The organism is Peribacillus muralis, from assembly GCF_001645685.2.
GTDB lineage: Bacteria > Bacillota > Bacilli > Bacillales > DSM-1321 > Peribacillus > Peribacillus muralis_A.
This window is the reverse complement of record NZ_CP017080.1, coordinates 4,147,810-4,169,007: the sequence shown is the minus strand read 5'-3', so window position 1 is coordinate 4,169,007 and position 21,198 is coordinate 4,147,810. Positions and strand designations below refer to the sequence as shown.

Genomic DNA, 21,198 nt, shown 5'->3' with positions numbered 1-21,198 from the left:
GAGGTACATGCAAAGAAGGCAGTTTCGAAAGGGGAAATGTAATGTGATTTTGGTCGTTGGCGGTGCAGGTTACATCGGCAGTCATCTTGTGAAGGAATTAGTAAATGAAAAAGAGGTTGTCATTCTGGATAATCTTTCAACCGGTTTTCGTTCTTTGGTGGATTCGAATGCCATCTTGGTTGAAGGGAATCTAGGGGACGAAGCGGTCTTGAATGAAATATTCGGCAAATATCCCATTGAAGCGGTCATGCATTTCGCAGCGAATAGCTTAGTAGGGGAGTCGGTACAAGACCCATATAAATACTATGAGAATAATGTGGGGGCAACTCTTACATTATTGAATACAATGCTCAAGCATGATGTGAAGAATTTCATTTTCTCTTCCACTGCTGCCACTTATGGGATACCTAATGTGGACATGATCGATGAGGATCAGCCAACTGATCCAATCAACCCATACGGCCGCTCTAAATTGATGGTCGAGCAGATTTTGGAGGACTTCGCCCAAGCGTATGGCCTTCATTATGTTGTTTTGCGATACTTCAATGCAGCCGGGGCACATGAGTCGGCGGAAATCGGTGAAAGCCATGATCCGGAAACGCATCTCATCCCGATCATTCTGCAGCATTTGTTAGGCCAGCGTGAGAAGATTTCCGTGTTTGGTACAGACTATGAAACTCAAGATGGTACATGCATTCGCGACTATATACATGTTACCGATCTAGCTAAAGCACACATCATTGCGCTTCAAGCACTACTGTCCGGGAAGAAGAACACGGCGACCTATAACCTGGGGAACGGAAAAGGGTTTTCGGTTAAAGATGTGATCGACACATGCGAAAAAGTCACAGGCGTGAAACCGAACATTGAGTATGCAGACCGCCGTCCTGGAGACCCAGCGCGTCTCGTCGCTTCCGCTACCAGAATATATGAAGACCTAGGCTGGAAAGCATCCATTGATTTGGAAGAAATCATTGCAAGTGCATGGAAATGGCATAAATCGCAAGTGAATTAAACGACAAAAGGGTTTCGGAATGAAAGTATTCCGAAGCCCTTTTGCTTTTAGGGACTCGATTACATGGTGAATTGGAACGATGGTGCGAGACTCCGGCTAGTAAATGAGCGCGGTAGGCGAAGCCCGCCGAGGAGAGGCTTCCCGGACCGCCACTGTAAAGCTAAGTGCCTGCGGTGGCGCCCAAAGCTTTTGGCAATGGGAGTTCTATCGGAACGACATGCTTAATGGCGGTTCTTTTTTTTATATCATGGGAGTTTGCATGTGGATTTGCGCTGCAGCAAGGGATAGCGGAATACGCATCGAATTACATTAAGCGAATATGTTTGTACTGAATGGGAAAAGAGCAGCAATGGCCGTTTTTTTTTCAAAGTACAATGTAATCCTGGCATGAAGCCGTTGCTTTTTTTAAAATAGAACGTCATTTTTAAGCCTTCGTACGCATGATCCATGAAATGAAGGAACTGAAACCGTAAAAAACCCTGTGCCAAGAAGTCTCATGTCTTGGCACAGGGTTTTTTGATCAAGCAAATGGGGCGGTTGTGGGATTAGATGAGGGTTACTCCGCTAAGGTCAACCTTTGCTCCATATAAAAAGTTGTAAGTGAGCTTATCCATCGATGCTCCCGTAAAGTCGATTTTCTTTAAATCGGACATCCGGAATTGAACATTGGTGAGAGTGGCATCGCGAAATGATGCCTTTCTCAATGAAGACCCTTCGAAAATGGTTTGGCTGAATGATTCGCCATCAAAAATAAGCCCCGATAGGTTACAGTTTTTAAAATGGGTTTTATTATACGTATTGCTGTTGAAGGTGACGCCTTTTAAATTGGCACTTTTAAATAACGTGCTTGTTAAGTTGACGTTTTCAAAGATGCAATTACTTAAGTTCGTGCCTTTGAATGTACTGCCCGTCAGGTCTGAATGGCTGAAATCGGAGCGGCTTAAATCGCAGGAATTGAATTTTCCATCATGCACGGAAACCGAGCGAAAGTCGGAATCCACTAAGCGTTGTTTTGAATAATCCATCTTGATTGCCTGTTCAAGCTCACTATATTGAAGATTGAGGGCATCCACAAGTTCCGATACTTCGCCTATTGAATCGATGGTGAGCTTATACGCCTCTTCTTCGCTTGAGCCCTTCCTTTTATGGTCGTTGTATTTTTCCAATAGATTTTGCAGCAGTTCTTCTTCCAATTCCTTTGCCGTTTTTGCATTTTGGTATGGTGCAAAAATGCCATGAACATGTGCATGCAGTTTTTCAATCACATTTCATCATCCTTTCTTACAGCAGGCTTTCAAGGATTCGCTTGGCCTGCTCCCAGTCATTTTTATTTTGCCTGTATGTGTCTTCACCGAGCGGAGTGATCTTATAATATTTCCTTCTGCCGCCTTGGGTCGCATCTCCCCAATAAGAGAGGATGCATCCGTCTTTTTCGAGACGTTTTAAGCTGGAATACATCGTTGCTTCCTTTATTTCATATTGCTCATTTGAACTTACATATATCAGTTTGCTGATTTCGTATCCATACTTATCGCCACTTTGCAGGAGTTTTAGAATCATCGTATCTACATGTCCGCGAAGCAGGTCTGAGGAAAGTTTACGTTGAATCAAATCCTCACCTCCTTTGGTATATCCTATAATACATTACTATGACAGTCAAGGTAATATACGTAATTTTTCCGTTTCCACATTGAACTTAAACAATTCTGCATGCTGGATCGCGGGATCTGGGGTCAGGTTTTTTATTGCGTAAATGTATATTTGTTAACTAAAAATAAAAATGGCAAACTATTAAAATGAAATGATAGGTTCGAATAAAATTTCAATGTTCATCTTTTTTCGAAAAATCAGTTGTTGCATGGTTTCAAAAGCAGCAGGGAAGGTATATGGAAAGAGGGCTGCAGCTCGCGGTACCAGCTGACTTGAGACCAATTGAAATGACTTTTGATAATAAATAAATAGGTGGAGAAGTTAATGCATAGAAATAGGGAACTATATTCATTTTTATCAGATAAAGCAACGCAACTGACGGAGGATTGGTATGCGACATTGAATAAAAATGACCAGGTGGGGGTGTATAGCTCACCTGATCCACGGGTTATTGAAAAGCTGAAACAGCAAAATCATCAATTTCACTTGCATTTCTTTAAGATTTTCACACTAGAGGAATGCCAGTTCTTTGACCTACTTGATGACTGGATCGATGATATCGGCAGTGATGAGGAGCATTTAAACACACCGATCTATTTTATATTGCGGGAATTTTTCCGGACGCAAAATCAATACCTCGATTACATTGAGCAATTTGTCGCCTTGCATGAAGGAAAATACACGCAAGCGGAAGTGAACGCCTGGAACCGGGTCGTCGTCAAGGTATTCAGTGAAGTGATGGAAAGGTTCACGCAGGCGAACCATAGGTATGCCAATAAAATAATGATGGACCAACAGCAAACGATCGTTGAATTGAGCTCGCCGATCATATCGCTAAAGGATCATACAGCACTACTCCCGCTGATTGGCAATATTGACACGGCAAGGGGCATGTCCTTGCTTGAAAGCACATTACAGCAGTGTGCCGAAAAAAGTGTCACGCGGCTATTCATTGACCTATCGGGCGTTCATGCCATAGACGAGGTATCCGCTCACCAATTGTCGCAACTGATCGAATCACTCCATCTGATCGGAATCGATACCACCCTTTCAGGGCTTCAGCCTGATATAGCGATGAAAGCAGTCAAGCTTCAATTGCCTTTTGACAAGGTGACGGTCAAATCCACTTTAGCCCAAGCGATCAATACGATCATATAATACATATACAAGGTGGGGATGCTAGAATGATAGGGTGCTAATACCGAACCCACATCTGGAAAGGTATTAAAAATAGATACGAGCAAAATAGGAAACGACAACAGATGGTGAAAGCTATCATTCCTTATCGATCGAATGATGTAAACAGTCAGTGAGTAACCAAATGCCTGAATCATTCAATATTGGCAAATAAGGCTAAATCTTCTTTATTGCCAACGACTAGAAGCATATCTTTTTCAGAAATATCCTGATCCGGTGATGGTGCTATGATAATTTCTCCATTGCTCACGATGGCAATGACGCTGATATTATATTTTGCCCGTAAATCTAGCTCTCTGAGGCTTTTTCCCTTCATGCTCATGGGGAGGATGATTTCCTCGATATTGTATTCTTTAGAGAGCTCTATATAGTTCAGCATGTTAGGGGAGAGAAGCTGATTCGCGACCCGTTCCCCCATATCCCTCTCAGGATAGATGACCCAGTCGGCACCGACTTTAGTGAGCACCTGCCCGTGATTTTTATTAAGGGCTTTGGCAATGACCTTTTTGACCCCAAGCTCTTTTAAAAGCAAGGTAGTTAAAATGCTCGATTGCATGTCATTTCCGATGGCTACGATGACACAATCGAAATTACGGATGCCGATTGATTTCAATGTCTCTTCTTCAGTTGTGTCTGCGATGACTGCATGGGTAATGCTCAGTTCCGCATTCTCGACTCTCTCCTCATTGATATCAATACCCAAAACCTCTTGGTCGGCCGTATACAATCTATGTGCCACACTGGTTCCGAATCTGCCTAGACCGATTACGGCATATTGTCGTCTTCCCATCTTTTACACTCCTCCTTTTATGACTAGCCAATCATGATTTTCCCTTTTGGCCGGCGGAACTGATCTGGCTTGCGCCGCATGGCGATAGCAAAAGCCAGAGTCAAAGGACCAACACGGCCTGCAAACATCGTAAAAATGATGAGCATCCGGCCAACCGGTGATAATTCCGGGGTCAAACCCATCGAGAGTCCCACGGTGGCGAATGCTGAAGTGGCTTCGAACAAAATCATCAAGAAGTCACTTCCGCTTTCAGTGATGGCCAGCAGAATGGAGATGCTTGAAACCATGAATACGCCAATGAATGTAACGGATAATGCTTTGAAAATCGTTTCACTCACAATACGGTGACGGAATAAGACCACATCACCCTTTCCTTTAATCTGTGACCAAACCGTTCCGACAAGCGTCGCCAATGTAGTGGTTTTAATCCCGCCGCCAGTCGATCCCGGAGAAGCCCCAACGAACATCAAGAAAATGATGAGCAGTAAGGTAGGCTGAGTCAAATCAGGGATATTCAACGTATTGGAGCCTGCCGTCCTTGGTGAAACCGACTGAAATAAAGACGATAACGTTTTACCCATCAAGGATAAAGGCTGCAATGTCTTGACATTGCCGAACTCGAATAAAAAGATTAAAATGGCTCCGGCAATCGTAAGGATCAAGCTAGTCGTTAGAACAATCTTCGTATGTACGGATAAACGATGGGTGTCACGATATTCGTATAATTCATTCATCACGATAAAACCTATTCCGCCAAACGTGATTAGGAAGACGACCGTAAGGGTTATGAATGGATCCGATACATAGGGGGTTAAACTCCTGAATTCCCCCATTAAATCAAAGCCGGCATTATTGAAATTCGATATGGAATGAAAAACCCCGTAATAAATCGCTTTGCCGATCGGCATGTCAAAAGAGAAGCGAATCGATAAGATAAGGGCGCCAATGCCTTCAATAATGGCTGTGAAAATCAATAGCCGTCTCACTAACCTTACTACACCTGCCATGGATAGATTATTTAAGGACTCCTGCAAAAGTAACCTGCCTTTTAAAGAAATCTTCTTGCCTAATAGGAAAAAGAAAAATGTCGCAAATGACATGAATCCCAAGCCGCCTATTTGAATCAGTGTTAAGATGACCAACTCACCAAAAGTTGAAAAAGTCGATCCCGTATCCACTACGACAAGCCCCGTTACGCAAGTAGCGGATGTTGCGGTGAAAAGAGCATCCAGAAAAGAAAGACCATGCCCGCTTTCAGTGGAAATCGGCAGGGTCAATAAATAGGACCCGATAAGTATCAGGATGCCGAACCCGATTACTAGAATTTTTGGTGGATCCAATAGATTTTTTGCTTTTATCAAAATGATCATCCCTACCTATAAAAATGAAATGTGTGAAATGTGTGAAATTGTATGGATTTAGTAACCATCAATCTTCATTACGAAGCTTTTTAAAGCATAATAAAAAGACCTGCGAAAAAACTCGAACAGCTATTTTGACACAAATAATGTGCAAAGTAGCTCCCGAAATAGGCGGTCTTATGACCTCCTTCGCTTTAGCCGACGAAGTTAGCTGACGGGTAGGATGGCGAAAGAGCTGATCTCATCCCTTCTGCAAGGCAGAATTAACCCCAAGTAATTGGGTCCTCCGTACTCAAATCACATGAGTTTTGGCCGAAATATATTAAATTGATAAAATGTATTCTACTCCCATCATTTAGCAGTTGTAAACCCCTAAATTGTAAAAATATATTTCTTTAACAAAACTGAAAATTTATGTTTCACTTATACATTTCCAAAACGTATTGACAAATATTAGTTAGCACATTATGATAGGTTCGATTCATTCGAAAATCCGATTTAAGAGACTATATATATTCGTTCTTTTGGGAAATCCTAAACGAAATCAAACACATTACAAAAAAGGCGGGCAATTATGGAGAAGACGTTCAATCGATATGTTATCAATGCTACAGGCAAGGGTGGCCAGACTTATTTAACCCAATGTCAGGATAAAGATGCACTAAGAAAATGGATTGCCGATCATGAGGACCAGATCATCATGAATGAGTTAAGAATAACCGATAAGAAAAAGAATCCCTTGTTAAAATTTTTTTCACAAAGGTGATTATTTCCTAGTGGCTTCATGCATGGAATGACAGTGAACGCCGAGCCGAAAAATCCATATCTTGTTTCGCTTTTAAACTCATTGATCTCAATGGGTTTTTTTGCGTGGAATCATTTACAGCTCTTGATCGATAATGTTAAAATTTAGAAAAACATGACTTCAATGTAAGTGGCGGAAATACTGTTGAACACTGCCTAGCACGGAGCATGGCAACCAAGGGTGTGGAACTGATGAGATTTAAACATGTAGGAGCTTCTTGGAAGTATCCTGCGATCTTGTTGTGCGGGATCGGGATTTCCAACTTCGGCGCGTGGGTGTATTTCATCGCCCTCAATTTAATCGTGCTCGATTTGACCAAGTCGCCCTTAGCGGTGGCTGGTTTATTTATGGTGAAGCCGGTGGCGGTATTATTGACCAATGTATGGGCAGGCAGCGTCATCGACCGGATGAATAAGCGGAATCTAATGGTTACTCTTGATCTATTCCGGGCGGCATTCATCGCTTTGCTTGCCTTTACTTCCTCCATTTGGGTCATCTATTCGCTCGTATTGGTGATCAATATGGCAGAGGCCATGTTTGGTACAACATCAAGGACGTATATAACAAAATTACTAACAATTGAACAGAGAAAACGATTCAACTCATTACGAAGCTTGATCGATTCAGGGGCTTTTTTGATTGGACCAGCGTTAGCGGGTCTCCTTTTCTTAATCGGCACCCCCGTCGTTGCCATCTATATCAATGCACTGGCCTTAGTATTCTCAGGCGTGATCACGCTATTCATGCCAGATCTTGAAAAAGATGATTCCTATCGTCCTACCGATCATCGCCTATCCTGGAACATCGTGAAAAGGGATTGGGGCATCGTCCTGAATTACAGCCGTAAATCCGCTTATGTGATGCTCATCTATTTCTTGTTCAGCTGCATGGTGGTCATGGAAACGGCCATGGACTCGCAAGAAGCGGCATTTGCCAAAGCTGTCCTTTTTTTGTCGGACAGTGATTACGGGTTCCTCGTAAGCATCGCCGGTGCCGGTATCATTGCCGGAGCCATCGTCAATGCATTATTCGTCAATAAAATGCGGACATCATACATGATTGGCTTAGGTTCTGTATTTGTTTCGCTCGGTTATATGATTTATGCCTTATCCCCTTCCTTTTCGATCGCGGCTATGGGATTTTTCGTTATTGCCTTTTCCTTGGCTTTTGCCAACACTGGCTTTCAAACTTTTTACCAAAATAATATTCCTGTGGATATCATGGGGAGGGTGGGCAGCCTTTTCGGATTGTTGGAAGCATTATTGGTCATTATGGCAACAGTGATTGTCGGGGTATCCGCACATTTCATTTCGATTCGGTTCGTCGTCGTTTCAGGCTCGATGGTCATGGTTGCGCTTTCTCTTTTATTATGTGTACTCAGTATGTGGCCTTTGAAAAGCAGGTATTATTCCAGTGAAGCGGGAATGACGGAGGAAAAGGTGTAAGGGCCCCTTTCCGCCTGGGGAATGACAAGGCATGTGCGGGAAAGGCCATATGAGCAGTTCATTTAATGAATGTGCGCAATTGGCTGATGAAGTTCAAGATTTCAAAATGAATTCTGGCCATTTCCTCCACTGGCTGTTCCTCGCAATTCTCCAGCCACTCCTGGATCACCCCTAAAATCGCCGATGTCAAAAAGGCGTGCATATATGTTCGAAATGCTTCATGGACAGCTGCTGGGTGCTGGCTGATCAAGCGGTCCAACAGGACTTCACCGAATACACGCTTCATTTTTTTCGCAAAAGAAGGATCGCCGTGATCACCAAGTATCGCTCTTAAAGGCAAGGCATGCTCACCGATGAATTGAAAAATCGCAACGAAAGGCGGATACAGCTGTTGTTGATGAAGGGCAAGGAGTGCCTCCTTCGGCACAATCACCGTAATGCGTGCCTGAAGATCATCCAGCAATTCCTGTTGCAATTGATCCATCAATGCATACTTATCTGCATAGTGGAGATAGAAGGTGCCTCGGTTGATGTTTGCACGCTCTGCAATTTTCTTCACCGATACATGCGAAAACCCTTCTTCTTCGATGAGTGCGATGAAATGATGCTTGATATGCGCTTTCGTTTTTTGTACCATTTCCTCATGAATCGATGCCACCTGAATGTATCCCTCCCTTCACTGAACATTTTTCCAAATCTGTTTATTGTATTGAAACTCATGCTACCTTAGAATGATGATACATTCAACACCGTGTTAATGAAAGAGTGGAGGAGTGAATTCGATGAAACATGCGATTATCATGGAAGGAATCGCCAAAGGCTTTCAACATAAAAAGGTCATTCAGCCCTTGGACCTCACTATTGAAAGAAGCGGGATTTTCGGCTTGTTAGGACCTTCCGGCTGCGGGAAAACGACCTTGATCAAAATGATCGTCGGCTTGATTAACCCGGATGCAGGCCGTGTTACGGTTCTCGACTATAAAGTCCCAAATGAAGCACTATTGATGGAAATCGGCTATATGGCACAATCCGATGCTTTGTATACGGAGCTGACTGGTGCTGAAAATCTTGAGTTTTTTGCCAAGCTGTATCGTTTATCGAAAAAGGAAAGAAGCGGGCGAATACGATATGCAGCCGAAATCGTCGGGTTAACGAATGATTTGAACACCCGGGTTGCATATTATTCCGGGGGGATGAAGCGCCGTTTGTCTTTGGCGATTGCCCTCATCCAAAATCCCGAGATCCTCATTTTGGATGAACCGACAGTGGGGATCGATCCTTCGCTGAAACGAACCATTTGGCAGGAGCTTGAGCGGCTAAGAGATGAAGAGCGTAAGACGATCGTGATAACGACCCATGTCATGGATGAGGCGGAACGCTGCGATAAACTGGCGATGCTGCGTGAGGGAGCCATCATCGCATCGGGAACGCCTGCCGCTTTAAAAGAACAATACGCGGTGAAATCGCTTGATGATGTTTTTTTACAGATTGGAGGCGTGCGGTAATGCGGATATCCTCTCTCGTTACACGAATCATCCAGCAGCTGCGCCGTGATCGGAGGACCCTTGCTTTATTCTTCCTCGCCCCCTTGCTCATTTTAACGCTCATGTACTTCATTTTCGGTACAGAAGCGAGTGAGTTGAAACTCGTGGTAACCGGAAGTGATCAAAGTACAATCGCGGGATTGAAGCAAGCCGATTTTCAAGTAAAGGAGGCTGAGGAATTTTCAAGAAAGAAAATGATCGAAACCAACACAGATGGCTGGCTGCAAGTTGAACAGGGAAAAATGGAGCTGACACTGTTGAACGACGAACCAGCACGTGCAAAAGCGGTGCAAATGCAGCTCATGCTCGGACTGCAGGGGCATGCAAGCAAGATGCCTTCCATCGATGCGCAATATGTGTACGGAAATGAAGATACAAAGGGGTTTGATACCTTCAGTCCTATGCTCGTAAGCTTTTTCGTATTTTTCTTCGTATTTTTGATAGCAGGAATCGCTCTTTTGAAGGAGCGTACAAGCGGGACGCTTGAGCGGCTGCTGGCCACACCGATCAAGCGGCATGAAATCGTCGCCGGCTATGTGATCGGCTATGGATCATTTGCCCTCATTCAGACGATCATCGTCGTCCTCTATGCGGTCAATGTGCTGGATATCGTGCTCGTGGGCTCTTTATGGCTCGTGTTAGTGACGAATATCCTTGTCGCACTCGTGGCCTTGTCGCTTGGCACATTGCTATCCAGTTTCGCCACCTCCGAATTCCAGATGGTACAGTTCATTCCACTCGTCATCGTGCCGCAGGTGTTCTTCACCGGGATTTTCCCTTTGGATGGCATGGCGGACTGGCTGCAAAAAATCGGCAAGATCATGCCGCTTTATTACGCATCGGATGCCATGAACGGCATCATGTATAAAGGCTTTTCTTTCGCTGATGTATACTTGGATTTACTCGTCCTTGTGGCATTTTCAGCCGTCTTCATAACGATCAATATCATTAGCTTGAAAAGATATCGTTCCTTATGAACGAGCGCAACATTACAAAATCCGGCTGCCTTATCAGCAACCGGATTTTTTTTCGTATAAGGTCCTCCATGTTCATATCTTCTTGACCATGACTCTTTCATTGTTGAAATCTGCCTCGCCATTGAAGGAAAAGCCGAATTTCTTATACAAGTGGCAAGCAGCCTTGTTCTCCTCGACAATGCTTAAGTAAATCTCGGGACAATCATATTCCTTGATTAACTGTTCGATCAAAGCATTGAGCAAGACTGTACCAAGACCTTGTCCCTGATGCTTGGCGTCAATGAAATAGCGGTCCAGCCAAACTCGGCCATTATCACCCTCGCCGGGGAAAAAACCATACATCGCAAAGCCGACCAAGGTATTTTCCAAATAAAGACCGACCGGCCTATAATATTTACATTCTAAAGCGTCTTTCAAGCATTGCTCGGTCGTTTCGATAAATGACCTTTGCCTTTTATGGATTTGCAGCTTCAAAATCTCTGCACGATTTTCGTTCGTGACTTCCTTAATATGAACTGTCATATAATTTCCTTCCTCGTTTCGCTCCGGTTTATCTGTTTTGCTATCATGATATACTAATACCCTAAGGTATATGGTAACCATATAGTCAAGAGGAGAGATCGAAATGTCCGAGTTAAATATAGGCAAATACTTCACAACCGGTGAATTTGCCAAATTATGCAATGTGAAGAAACAAACGCTCATCCATTATGATGATATTGGGCTTCTCACTCCCGATGTCAAAAATGACAAAGGGTATCGGTATTATTCCTATCAGCAATTTGAAGTTTTTTCGGTCATTTCATTATTAAAGGAATTCAATATGCCATTGAAGGAGATTAAGTGGTTTCTCACCAACCGATCACCAATGGAACTAATCGAGCTTTTCAAAGAAAAGTCGTTGGAGTTGGAAAAAAAAATAAAAAATCTTCATCGAATGCAGAAAATCATCGAAACGAAAATATCCCTCACTGAAAAAGCGCTATGTATGGATGACACCGAAATCACCTTGAGACTCGAGGAGGAAGAACCGCTTTTCCTTAGCGAATCCATCCTGAACTCTTCTGATGCTGAATTTTTAAAAGCAACTTCGGACTTCATCGATTATTGTAATGAACATGAATTTTACAGCGGATATCCAATCGGGGCGATGATAAGCAAAGAAAAGATCATCGACGGAGATCATGATAATTACTCATTTCTTTACACGAAAGTAAACGATACAGATCATCGCCTTGCCGTCCATGTCAAGCCGAAGGGTCTTTATATCGTTGCCTACCATAGGGGTAGCTATGAAAATATTTCCGAAACCTATAAAAGGATCATCCGCTTCATGGAGCATGAAAATCTGAACATCAAATCGTTTGCCTACGAAGAATATATCTTGGATGAAGTCTCGGTAAAAGGATATGAAAATTACCTGACCCAAATCATGGTGGAAGTCGAATGAGGAATCGCTTTTAACTTGGCATCACCCGATCCTGCCCTTTGTTGACGGTTTGTTGAAGATGCCCTAGGATAAAAAGATAGGTATGATTTGGAAGGAGGATGAATGCTTATGTCGCTAAAATCGGTCCTGCTTTCCTTTTTTCTGTCGCAAGCGTTATTTTTTTGCGGCCTGCCTGTATTTCTCAAGCTCTCATTATATTTGAATCCTTTGGCAATCCTGGTAGTCTGGTTTTCTATCCTCCTGCTCGTAGCGTTCTCCGTTCTTCATTTTCGCAAAGAAGTGATCACCGTCCGGCGATTTGTATGGCAGGCCACGTTTGTCGGCTACAGCTCATCACTATTGGTGTTGCTGTTTTTTCGGCCAAAAGGGCAGGTCTATTCCTATAATTTGATTCCTTTTTCCACCATTCTATCTTATGCATCGAATGAACTGGACAGGCTTGTGTCATTTTATAACCTTAGCGCCAATGTAGGACTTTTCATTCCGTTCGGGCTGTATTTGTTGTCCAGGGAAGGGAAAGTGGCGACCGCCTTAACGAAATTCCTTTTTCCGTTCACCTTGATCTCCACCATCGAGATCAGCCAATTTGTTCTCCGGCGCGGAAGCTTGGATGTGGATGACCTTATCCTGAACATGATGGGTGTTTACTTGGGTTACCTCCTTTATCCCCTTTTCTCCAGGGTCGTTACGATCCTGCCTGGGAAGGGAAAGGGATGGTGAAGAAGGGTTCCGAGCTATATAAATATGTTGAATGAAAGGGTGTTTTTCATGTATCGCACGTTAGAGGAATTAACGGACCATCCCGTGTTTCATTATTTTGCAGAGATATCGAAAATCCCGCGAGGTTCGGGTAAGGAAAAAGCGATCAGTGATTATCTGGTCCGTTTTGCGAAGGAGAGGGACCTAGAGGCAATCCAGGATGAAGCCTTGAATGTCATCATTAAAAAGCCTGCAGCCCTAGGATATGAACGCGCACCTGCCATCATTATCCAGGGTCATATGGATATGGTATGTGAAAAGAACAAAGGGACCCTTCATGATTTCGAGAACGATCCCCTCCAATTACGGATTATCGGGGACATGTTATATGCAACGGATACAACCTTGGGTGCGGATAATGGGATTGCGGTTGCTTATGCATTAGCTCTTCTGGATGCAAACGATATCCCTCACCCTGAGCTTGAAATCGTGATTACGACCGAAGAAGAAACGACCATGAACGGAGCACTTGCCGTTGATCCAGCTCACTTCAAGGGAAAAATGCTGATCAATATCGATTCCGAGGAAGACGGAAAGCTGCTGGTCAGCAGTGCAGGGGGAATCCGTGCCAGACAGAACCTCCCGATCATATGGGAGCCTGCCCCTAAGGAAGCCGTTCCCTACAGGATCGGGATTAAGGGTTTGAAGGGCGGACATTCAGGCATATCGATCGATAAGGAAAGAGGCAATGCCAATAAGCTTTTGGGTAGATTATTACAGGATTTAACGATGGAGTTCCCATGCTTCATACAGCAAATGAGCGGTGGGCTAAAGGGGAATGCCATCCCACGCGAAGCGGAGGCAATTGTACGAATTCATGTAGGAGATCAGCAAAAGGTTAAGGAGAAAATCAAGCAATGGGACGAAACATTCAAAAACGAACTGCAATCCTCCGACCGTGAAGTGTCGATTGCTTTTGAACGGAGCGAAGCAGCTTCTGAAGCCGTTTTTTCCAAGGAGACGGCGGCTAAAGCGATTTCCTCACTATTGATCATCCCCCACGGCGTACAAGGAATGAGCATGGGGATAGAGGGATTGGTCGAGAGCTCGACCAACCTAGGGGTCGTTAGTATAAATGATGCCGAATTGACATTTGAAAGTGAAATCAGGAGTTCGATCAAAAGCATCAAATATCATATGGTCACCCAGGCAAAGGCCATCGCGGACATGCTCGGCTGCGAGCTATCGATCGATGCGGATTATCCGGAATGGCCTTATGATCCCGAATCGAAGCTCAAGAAATTATTTGAAGAAACATATAAAGAGAAATATGAAGCGGAGATTGAAATCATCGCTGTCCATGCAGGGATTGAATGCGGGGTGTTCATCGATAAGATACCAGGATTGGATGCCGTTTCGATCGGACCGGATATGTTTTCCGTCCATACACCTGATGAACATCTCAGCATCCCCTCGACAATCAATAATTGGGAATACTTCCTATACACATTAAAAAGGATGAAGGACCTTTAGGCTTGTATATAAAAAAGGGAGTGGAGGCCTGGTTATGAATCTGAAGATATTCATGATAGCGGCGGTAGCCATCATCTTATGGGGATCAGCATTTGCGGCCATTCGTGCAAGCCTCCATGGCGGTTACTCCGCAGGACATTTAGTGCTGATCCGTTTTCTCATAGCATCAGCTGTTTTTATCCTTTATGCCATGTGGCCTGCGAGCAAATTCCGTTTACCGCGAAAAGAGGATATCATAAAAATAGTGATCTTGGGCTGGATTGGCATCAGTCTCTATCAATTGGGTGTAACATTCGGTGAAGAAACCGTTTCAGCGGGGACGGCAGCGATGCTCGTTGCCTCTGCCCCCATTTTTACAGCGGTAATAGCTGCCCTCGTCTTAAAGGAACGTCTAGGTCTGTTTGGATGGGTCGGATTAGTGATTGGTTTTGTGGGGATCTTCCTTATTACGTTGGGAACGGGCAGTACAAGCTTCCATATTTCCAACGGAGCTTTTTTAGTATTATTCGCTGCTATTGCCACTTCGGTTTTTTTCGTTTATCAAAAACCATTATTGCTTCGCTACAAGCCGATTGAATTGACGGCGTACTTTACATGGGCAGGCACATTGCCTTTTTTCATCTTTTCTCCTGGCCTTATACATACCATTCAAGATGCGACGCTGGAAGCGAATGTTTCTGCTCTCTATATCGGCATTTTTCCGGGAGCGGTCGCTTATGTTTCTTGGGCCATTGCCCTATCATTAGGAAAAGCCAGCTCCGTTTCGAGCATGATGTATATTGAACCGGCATTTGCCATTATCGTTGCCTGGATCTGGCTCCAGGAGCTGCCGAGCGGCCTTTCCATAATGGGGGGGCTGGTTGCGATTTCGAGCGTCGTCATCATCAATGGATTTGGAAGAAAGACAGACCAAGCACTAAAAAATAGTGCATGAATCGCTTAATTTCTATTATGGAAACATGTACGGTGTGAACCTTCACACCGTTTTTTTTGGCATTCGTTGCTTTCAACTCCTGAAGGTTTTGATGGGGAAGTGGATAAAATGGTAGAATGAATGAGTCGTCAAAGTATTCAGAAAGTCATTCATCCGATTAAGGGGGAAAAAACGATGAGCCAAGACACTGGCATCATTACACTTAACCATATTAGCTGGAAGAGACAAGGGAAAACGATATTGACTGAAGTATCTTGGGAGGTACGGGCAGGAGAACATTGGGCCCTTCTAGGACTTAATGGATCAGGGAAAACCTCCCTGCTGAAGATGATTACAGGCTATCAATGGCCAAGCAGCGGTGACGTGTCAGTGCTGGGGAATGTTTTTGGCAAAACGAATATACCGGAGCTGCGGAAATCCATTGGCTGGGTAAGTTCTTCCCTGGACCAAGAGTATCAGGCAAGGGCAAGTGATTCGGCACTTGAAACCGTCATAAGCGGCAAGTTCGCTTCCATTGGAATATATGACAAGATCACGGACAATGATCGCAACAAGGCGATGGAACTGCTCGACCAATTCAGGATCAAGCCCATGGCCGATCAACTCTTACATACGCTCTCTCAAGGTGAAAAAAGAAAAGTGATGCTGGCAAGGGCCCTTATGTCTTCACCGAAGCTACTCGTTCTGGACGAGCCATGCAATGGACTGGATATCCACGCTAAGGAAGAACTATTGGCAGCCATAGAAAAAATGGCACAATCCCCAATCGCCCCAACGATCATATATGTTACCCACCATATTGAAGAAATCGTCCCATCACTCACACATGCGTTATTGATCAATTCCGGCACCGTTGTGGCTAAAGGCGAAAAAAGAGAGGTCTTAACGGAAGATATATTGGAAAAGACCTTTCAAGTCCCAGTCACGGTAAAATGGGAAAATGAACGTCCTTGGATCCGGATCAAATCGTTATTAACCTATCGTATAGGGAAATAACGGTGAGTTAGACAAAAAGGGAGAAATTATTACGGGTGGTTTACTTCGTTGGAAACAAGAAGGAACTTATGTAGAAATGTATAGCTCACGGGCACGGGTATCAAGGAAACAAATGTTTGAAGTGGCTAGGTCGATGAAATAATTTATCCAGAACTTTCGGGGAGTTCGTTTTGACGGGTGAATCCTTGTTTATTATTTTTAACGCTCATATAAAGATTTATCGCAGATAAATAGAAAAATGGTTCTTATCTCAATTTAGATAAGAACCATTTTTCATTTCATCACTATCCAAAGATTAATAGAATACCGCAAAGCCAGCCTAAAAATTACTTGACCGTGTTTTTTCAAATTCAAACCTTCTTTTTTGTGGTACGCGTTTCCCTTTTATTAAAAGAACATCATCATCTGGAAGTCACGCATGAATGGGTGATTATGGATGAGTGAAAGACTGGGAATCGTCCAAGATACTATATCTCATGCAACTATCAGTTTAAAGTCCGCCAACATCCATGCCGTCAATTTCTACCCCTCTGCTCCACTCACGTTTGATTTTTAATTCATCATTTATGGTGGTGATGGTTAGTTCTCCTTCTTTTTCATACAGTTTAGAGGAGGTGTCGTCATAAACCTTGAATTTTGTCGTGTATAAGTAATCGATTGTGCCATCATCATTTTTGCTTTGTTCTTCAAGGGTCACATCTTGTACTTCAATACTTTTGTTAATTTGTTTGGCTACCAATTCCGGTATTTGAAATTTGCGGTTCGCTATTTCGGCATTATAATGTTCTTCCGTTAAATAAACCTTAATATTTTTTGCAATGTCATCAGAAGTAGGGGGAGTGGCTGGATCCTTAATGGTATATAGCTCTGTACTATAGCCTTTAAATAATTTTTCTGCATCTTCTAGCGTGACCATTTTCCCCTCCTTCACGACATCCTTATTACAAGCAACTACACCATTAATCAATACAATTAAAAACAATAAACCAATAATTTTCTTTATGATAGCCACCCCAATTCCTTTCAATGCACTCCGCTTATCTATTCAAATGTTGAATTTCCCTAGGTTAATTGAAAGTTTATTATTGTTAATTTTAACATGAATGCCCATTTTATATTTACGTTAAATAGTAGCAAACAATTCCGTCAGAAAATCTAAAGTGAGGCATTTTTTCAATGAAATAACAATGCTTATGATAGCGGTGAAGAGTGATTTCTAATTGAATCCGTCGTAGCTGATTAAGGGATCTATGCTCATCTCATCATTTTGAACAGAGTTTTCTAAGAATGATTTTTTTATAAAAGTGTAATTATTTTACACTTTATACTAGAACATACGTTCCTTTTGTGTTATTATGAAAAAAACATAAAAATCTGATTATTTCCAAATGAACAGTTTCTACTTTTTGGGATATTTATTTCATTTCCGTACAGCCTCTCTCTTTTAATTCAGCCACCTGCCACATGTCAAAAGTAAAACTGAAAACATTAAAAAACCAACCCTTAATACTGTCGCCATAAGTGGCAGGGCGCTTTAGAAGAAGCGGGGATGGGAAATCAACCTTTGCCATCATCAAAATCCATCATTCATCCCAATCTCAATAGATGACCAAGCAGAAACTCATCATGTTGATTATTTGCAAATTCAGGTATAAAGTCCAACGGTCAATTGAAGGAATCTCCCTACTATTATCCTGTTTAATAGTTTTATTGGGATAATTTCAATCGCTAAATAGGTATTATGAATTAAAATGATTGATAATATTCTGTTAATATTTCGTTTAATATTGTAAATTTGTTTTAAAATTGGATTATTTTGTTGTAATATAGGATATACACGAATCTTTACAGGAAAAAAGTAGGGTGGGTTTGTGTATATGAATTAGGTTTTTTTCGGACATAATTTTTTGAAAAGCGTGTCAATTTCAAGGTCATGTTAACGAAATATTATGTCAGTATAGAACTTATGGGAGGAAAACTTCAATGGGGAAAAAGAAAATCGTGAAAATCGCATCAGCTGCCATTATGGCTGCGACTACGGTCGTGGCAGTCGCACCGGCACCATCAGACGCCGCCACTAGCTTGAATGGAAAAATCAAAGCGGCGAAGGCCGCCATCAAAAAACCATTCGATACTTATTTCTACTCTTCTAAACTCGCTTCCGTGTCCACTGTCGAGAAACAAATCAAGTCAGCTAAACAAGCTAAAAAAGACATCAACTCTTCAATCAAAAAATCAGTGTTAAGCAAAAAAGAAAAAGAGGCCAAATATAAAGAAATCGAAGCCTATGATAAGTATATCACTCGTTCAGAAGGCTACGTAAAAGGATATAAAGACGCCGAAAAAGCGAAAGCTGCACATGATAAGGCAATCAATGCCTTTACGAATGCGGTCATTGCGAAGAAATCCAATGATATCAGTGATCAATACAATGCACTGGATAAGGCCGTGAAAAAGACAGACAAAGCGATAAAAGATACGGTGTACGGTGCCAAAATCGAAAAGCTTTTATACGATAAATTCACGAAGTCGACCAAAACGGCTTTGAATGGTGATCTTAAAGTGCCATTTTACTATGGAAAAGCAGAGTACTGGGTGAAAAAAGGTGATTTAATAACGGCAGACAAAAGGATGAAAACCGTTTCGTCACAGCTGAAAAAGGTTAGTAAAACATCGAAGCTTGGCAAGGGTATCCATGCTTATGTGAAAGATGTAACCGCTAAGTATGACGGTGCGGTATATGCAGAAAAGAAAAAAGAAGTAGCCAAAAAAGTGAATGCCTACGTAGCTCTTGCCAATGGGGAGCTTAAAACGAAAGTGCAGATAGACGCGGCTAAAAAGGCCAGGGCCGCCATCCATTTAACGGGTATCAAGGATGCCGATCGCAAGGAATTCGAGGCGAAGATCACATTGGCGGATAAAAAGGTTGCGGCTGCCGAAGAGGCTTTGAAGCCGAAGGCGATCACGCTTTCCTTGATGCATACGAATGACACGCATGCCCACTTGGACAATGTGGCTAAAAGGGTGACGGCCGTTAAAGAAGTGCGTCAAGTTAAACCGCAAGCGTTGCTGGTGGATGCTGGGGATGTATTCTCGGGAACGCTCTATTTCAATGAATTCAAGGGACAAGCAGATCTTCGTTTTATGAATTTAATGAAATATGATGTCATGACCTTTGGCAATCATGAATTCGACCTGGGGTCAAGTGCGGAAGGACATCAAGCTTTGGCCGATTTCGTTAAAGGGGCACAATTCCCGTTTGTCAGTTCGAATGTGGACTTCTCAAAAGATAACAAATTTAAAGGACTCTTTTCTGACTTGATCTCAAGCAAGCCAGAGCAAGGGAAGATTTACAATGGGATCATCAAGGAAGTGGACGGTCAGAAGGTCGGTTTCTTCGGGCTTACGACTGAAGAAACGAAAGATATTTCAAGTCCTGGAAGCATAGAGTTCGAAAACTATCTTGAAGAAGCCGAAAAGGCGGTCAAGGCGTTCGAAGGAATGGGCGTGAATAAGATCGTTGCCATCTCACATATTGGCTATGATGACAATGCAGCTTACGACAATGATTTAACCTTGGCGGCAAGCGTCAAAGGGATCGATGTGATCGTGGGCGGCCATAGCCATACGCAATTGGACGCTCCTGTCGTTATCGATAAGGATGCAAAGGGGAATGAGAAAGAGCCTACGGTCATCGTTCAGGGCTATCAGTATAGTGACTTTTTGGGAACGGTCGATGTGCAATTCGATAAGGAAGGCAAGATTGTCGGCCAGGCCGGACAGCTGATCAAGCTTGCTGATAAACAGGAAGATGCAGAAGCGGCTAAAGTGCTTGAAACATACTCCTCGAAAATTAAGGAGCTGAAGGAAACGAAGACAGGGGCAACTGCCGTGAATGCTTTGGTAACCCCTCGTGATGGAGGCGTCGAAACGAAGCCGAGTGTACGTAAAAATGAAACGGAACTAGGTAACTTGATTACGGATGGAATGCTTAGCAAAGCGAAGGAATTTAATAAAGATGCAGTCATCGCGTTCCAAAATGGCGGGGGAATCCGTGCGGGCATCGATCAAGGCGAGATCACGTTAGGGGAAATCCTGACCGTCTTACCATTTGGCAATACGCTGGCGACGATGAAGCTGTCTAGCGCGGAAATCACTGAGGCATTGGAGCATAGTGTCAGCCTTGCCCCTAAGGAAAATGGCGGTTTCCTCCATGTAGCTGGAATGAGATTCACCTATGACAGTTCGAAGGCATCAGGCAACCGTGTGAACAAGGTAGAAGTCTTGGGCCAAGATGGAACATACTCCGAATTGGCAGCGACGAAGCAATATGTCGTGGCGACCAATGCTTTTACAGCTAAGGGCGGAGATGGTTTCACCGTTTTCAAGAAGGCCTATGAAGAAGGACGAGTGACGGATATCGGTCTCGCCGATTGGGAAAATTTACGCGATTATGTAAGCGGACTGAAAACCGTTGCCCCAAGCATTGAAGGCCGGATCAAAGATGTGGCTGGAAATCCTGGAGACCCGGTCAAAGTATTGGCTAAGGACTTTGGCGGAAATGCTGATGCACCGAAGATCCATGATGGTCATGTAATTGTGGACATCACGGATATCGCTTCATTAAAAGATGCAGCAGTTAAAGGGAATCTATCATTGGTGGGCACTCCTGCGGATGACTTCACTTTTTCGAATGTTACAGTCGAGGGCGATTTGGATTTATCATCCCTTCAAGGCAAAGACGTGAACATGAGCGGTATTACCGTGAAGGGCGAAATCATTTTTTAATTGGCATACAGCAG

At 43.2% G+C, this 21,198-nt stretch carries 20 protein-coding genes and 1 riboswitch; of the genes, 12 read left to right on the top strand and 8 right to left on the bottom strand.

Annotated elements, in window-relative coordinates:
• The first annotated feature begins 43 nt into the window (after positions 1 to 43).
• Positions 44 to 1,015, top strand: a complete 972-nt coding sequence (gene galE / locus ABE28_RS20200) for a UDP-glucose 4-epimerase GalE (RefSeq protein ID WP_064462735.1) — start codon at positions 44 to 46, stop codon at positions 1,013 to 1,015.
• 545 nt (positions 1,016 to 1,560) lie between these two features.
• On the opposite strand, the gene ABE28_RS20195 is transcribed toward galE, so the two are convergent.
• Both ABE28_RS20195 and ABE28_RS20190 read right to left on the bottom strand, forming a co-directional pair.
• On the bottom strand, positions 1,561 to 2,280 hold the full coding sequence (locus ABE28_RS20195; protein ID WP_064462736.1) for a pentapeptide repeat-containing protein: 720 nt from the start codon (positions 2,278 to 2,280) through the stop codon (positions 1,561 to 1,563).
• Between the two features lie 16 nt (positions 2,281 to 2,296).
• Positions 2,297 to 2,575: a PadR family transcriptional regulator gene (locus ABE28_RS20190; RefSeq protein ID WP_373921359.1), complete on the bottom strand. Its 279-nt coding sequence runs from the start codon at positions 2,573 to 2,575 to the stop codon at positions 2,297 to 2,299.
• A gap of 414 nt (positions 2,576 to 2,989) precedes the next feature.
• On the opposite strand from ABE28_RS20190, the gene ABE28_RS20185 reads away from it, so the two are divergent.
• On the top strand, positions 2,990 to 3,823 hold the full coding sequence (locus tag ABE28_RS20185) for an STAS domain-containing protein (RefSeq protein ID WP_064462737.1): 834 nt from the start codon (positions 2,990 to 2,992) through the stop codon (positions 3,821 to 3,823).
• 172 nt (positions 3,824 to 3,995) lie between these two features.
• On the opposite strand, the gene ABE28_RS20180 is transcribed toward ABE28_RS20185, so the two are convergent.
• Together ABE28_RS20180 and ABE28_RS20175 are read right to left on the bottom strand one after the other, a co-directional pair.
• Positions 3,996 to 4,652 carry a potassium channel family protein gene (locus ABE28_RS20180; protein WP_064462738.1) on the bottom strand — a complete coding sequence of 219 codons (657 nt, stop codon included), beginning with the start codon at positions 4,650 to 4,652 and terminating at the stop codon, positions 3,996 to 3,998.
• 23 nt (positions 4,653 to 4,675) lie between these two features.
• Complete coding sequence (locus ABE28_RS20175) at positions 4,676 to 6,013, bottom strand: TrkH family potassium uptake protein (RefSeq protein ID WP_064462801.1); 1,338 nt, start codon at positions 6,011 to 6,013, stop codon at positions 4,676 to 4,678.
• Positions 6,014 to 6,194: 181 nt separating this feature from the next.
• Positions 6,195 to 6,337, bottom strand: a riboswitch (cyclic di-AMP (ydaO/yuaA leader).
• Between the two features lie 250 nt (positions 6,338 to 6,587).
• Between ABE28_RS20175 and ABE28_RS20170 the strand changes: the two genes are divergently transcribed.
• Positions 6,588 to 6,779: a hypothetical protein gene (locus ABE28_RS20170; RefSeq protein WP_061142725.1), complete on the top strand. Its 192-nt coding sequence runs from the start codon at positions 6,588 to 6,590 to the stop codon at positions 6,777 to 6,779.
• Between the two features lie 230 nt (positions 6,780 to 7,009).
• Positions 7,010 to 8,263, top strand: coding sequence for an MFS transporter (locus tag ABE28_RS20165; protein WP_064462739.1), 1,254 nt, complete (start codon positions 7,010 to 7,012; stop codon positions 8,261 to 8,263).
• Between the two features lie 58 nt (positions 8,264 to 8,321).
• Here ABE28_RS20165 and ABE28_RS20160 read toward each other — a convergent pair whose 3' ends face one another.
• Complete coding sequence (locus ABE28_RS20160) at positions 8,322 to 8,921, bottom strand: TetR/AcrR family transcriptional regulator (protein ID WP_083232168.1); 600 nt, start codon at positions 8,919 to 8,921, stop codon at positions 8,322 to 8,324.
• 124 nt (positions 8,922 to 9,045) lie between these two features.
• Between ABE28_RS20160 and ABE28_RS20155 the strand changes: the two genes are divergently transcribed.
• Positions 9,046 to 9,768 carry an ABC transporter ATP-binding protein gene (locus tag ABE28_RS20155; protein ID WP_064462740.1) on the top strand — a complete coding sequence of 241 codons (723 nt, stop codon included), beginning with the start codon at positions 9,046 to 9,048 and terminating at the stop codon, positions 9,766 to 9,768.
• Positions 9,768 to 10,784 (top strand): ABC transporter permease, encoded by a 1,017-nt coding sequence (locus ABE28_RS20150; protein WP_064462741.1) that lies wholly within the window; start codon positions 9,768 to 9,770, stop codon positions 10,782 to 10,784. The genes ABE28_RS20155 and ABE28_RS20150 overlap by 1 nt, the downstream gene beginning before the upstream one ends.
• Positions 10,785 to 10,856: 72 nt before the next feature.
• Here ABE28_RS20150 and ABE28_RS20145 read toward each other — a convergent pair whose 3' ends face one another.
• On the bottom strand, positions 10,857 to 11,306 hold the full coding sequence (locus tag ABE28_RS20145; protein ID WP_064462742.1) for a GNAT family N-acetyltransferase: 450 nt from the start codon (positions 11,304 to 11,306) through the stop codon (positions 10,857 to 10,859).
• 103 nt (positions 11,307 to 11,409) lie between these two features.
• On the opposite strand from ABE28_RS20145, the gene ABE28_RS20140 reads away from it, so the two are divergent.
• From ABE28_RS20140 to ABE28_RS20120, 5 genes are all read left to right on the top strand, one after another.
• On the top strand, positions 11,410 to 12,234 hold the full coding sequence (locus tag ABE28_RS20140; protein ID WP_064462743.1) for a MerR family transcriptional regulator: 825 nt from the start codon (positions 11,410 to 11,412) through the stop codon (positions 12,232 to 12,234).
• A 108-nt stretch (positions 12,235 to 12,342) separates the two neighbouring features.
• The gene (locus ABE28_RS20135; protein ID WP_064462744.1) at positions 12,343 to 12,954 is read left to right on the top strand and encodes a VanZ family protein; all 612 of its coding nucleotides are present in this window, start codon (positions 12,343 to 12,345) and stop codon (positions 12,952 to 12,954) included.
• Between the two features lie 48 nt (positions 12,955 to 13,002).
• Complete coding sequence (locus ABE28_RS20130) at positions 13,003 to 14,466, top strand: aminoacyl-histidine dipeptidase (protein WP_064462745.1); 1,464 nt, start codon at positions 13,003 to 13,005, stop codon at positions 14,464 to 14,466.
• 34 nt (positions 14,467 to 14,500) lie between these two features.
• A complete protein-coding gene (locus tag ABE28_RS20125; protein WP_064462746.1) occupies positions 14,501 to 15,400 on the top strand; it encodes a DMT family transporter in 900 nt (299 codons plus the stop codon).
• A 174-nt stretch (positions 15,401 to 15,574) separates the two neighbouring features.
• Positions 15,575 to 16,396 (top strand): ABC transporter ATP-binding protein, encoded by an 822-nt coding sequence (locus ABE28_RS20120; RefSeq protein WP_064462747.1) that lies wholly within the window; start codon positions 15,575 to 15,577, stop codon positions 16,394 to 16,396.
• Positions 16,397 to 16,886: 490 nt separating this feature from the next.
• On the opposite strand, the gene ABE28_RS20115 is transcribed toward ABE28_RS20120, so the two are convergent.
• On the bottom strand, positions 16,887 to 17,423 hold the full coding sequence (locus tag ABE28_RS20115) for a hypothetical protein (RefSeq protein WP_064462748.1): 537 nt from the start codon (positions 17,421 to 17,423) through the stop codon (positions 16,887 to 16,889).
• A gap of 388 nt (positions 17,424 to 17,811) precedes the next feature.
• A complete protein-coding gene (locus ABE28_RS25275; protein WP_156775853.1) occupies positions 17,812 to 17,970 on the bottom strand; it encodes a hypothetical protein in 159 nt (52 codons plus the stop codon).
• 409 nt (positions 17,971 to 18,379) lie between these two features.
• Between ABE28_RS25275 and ABE28_RS25875 the strand changes: the two genes are divergently transcribed.
• Complete coding sequence (locus ABE28_RS25875; RefSeq protein ID WP_257390642.1) at positions 18,380 to 21,184, top strand: bifunctional metallophosphatase/5'-nucleotidase; 2,805 nt, start codon at positions 18,380 to 18,382, stop codon at positions 21,182 to 21,184.
• The last annotated feature ends 14 nt before the right edge of the window (positions 21,185 to 21,198 follow it).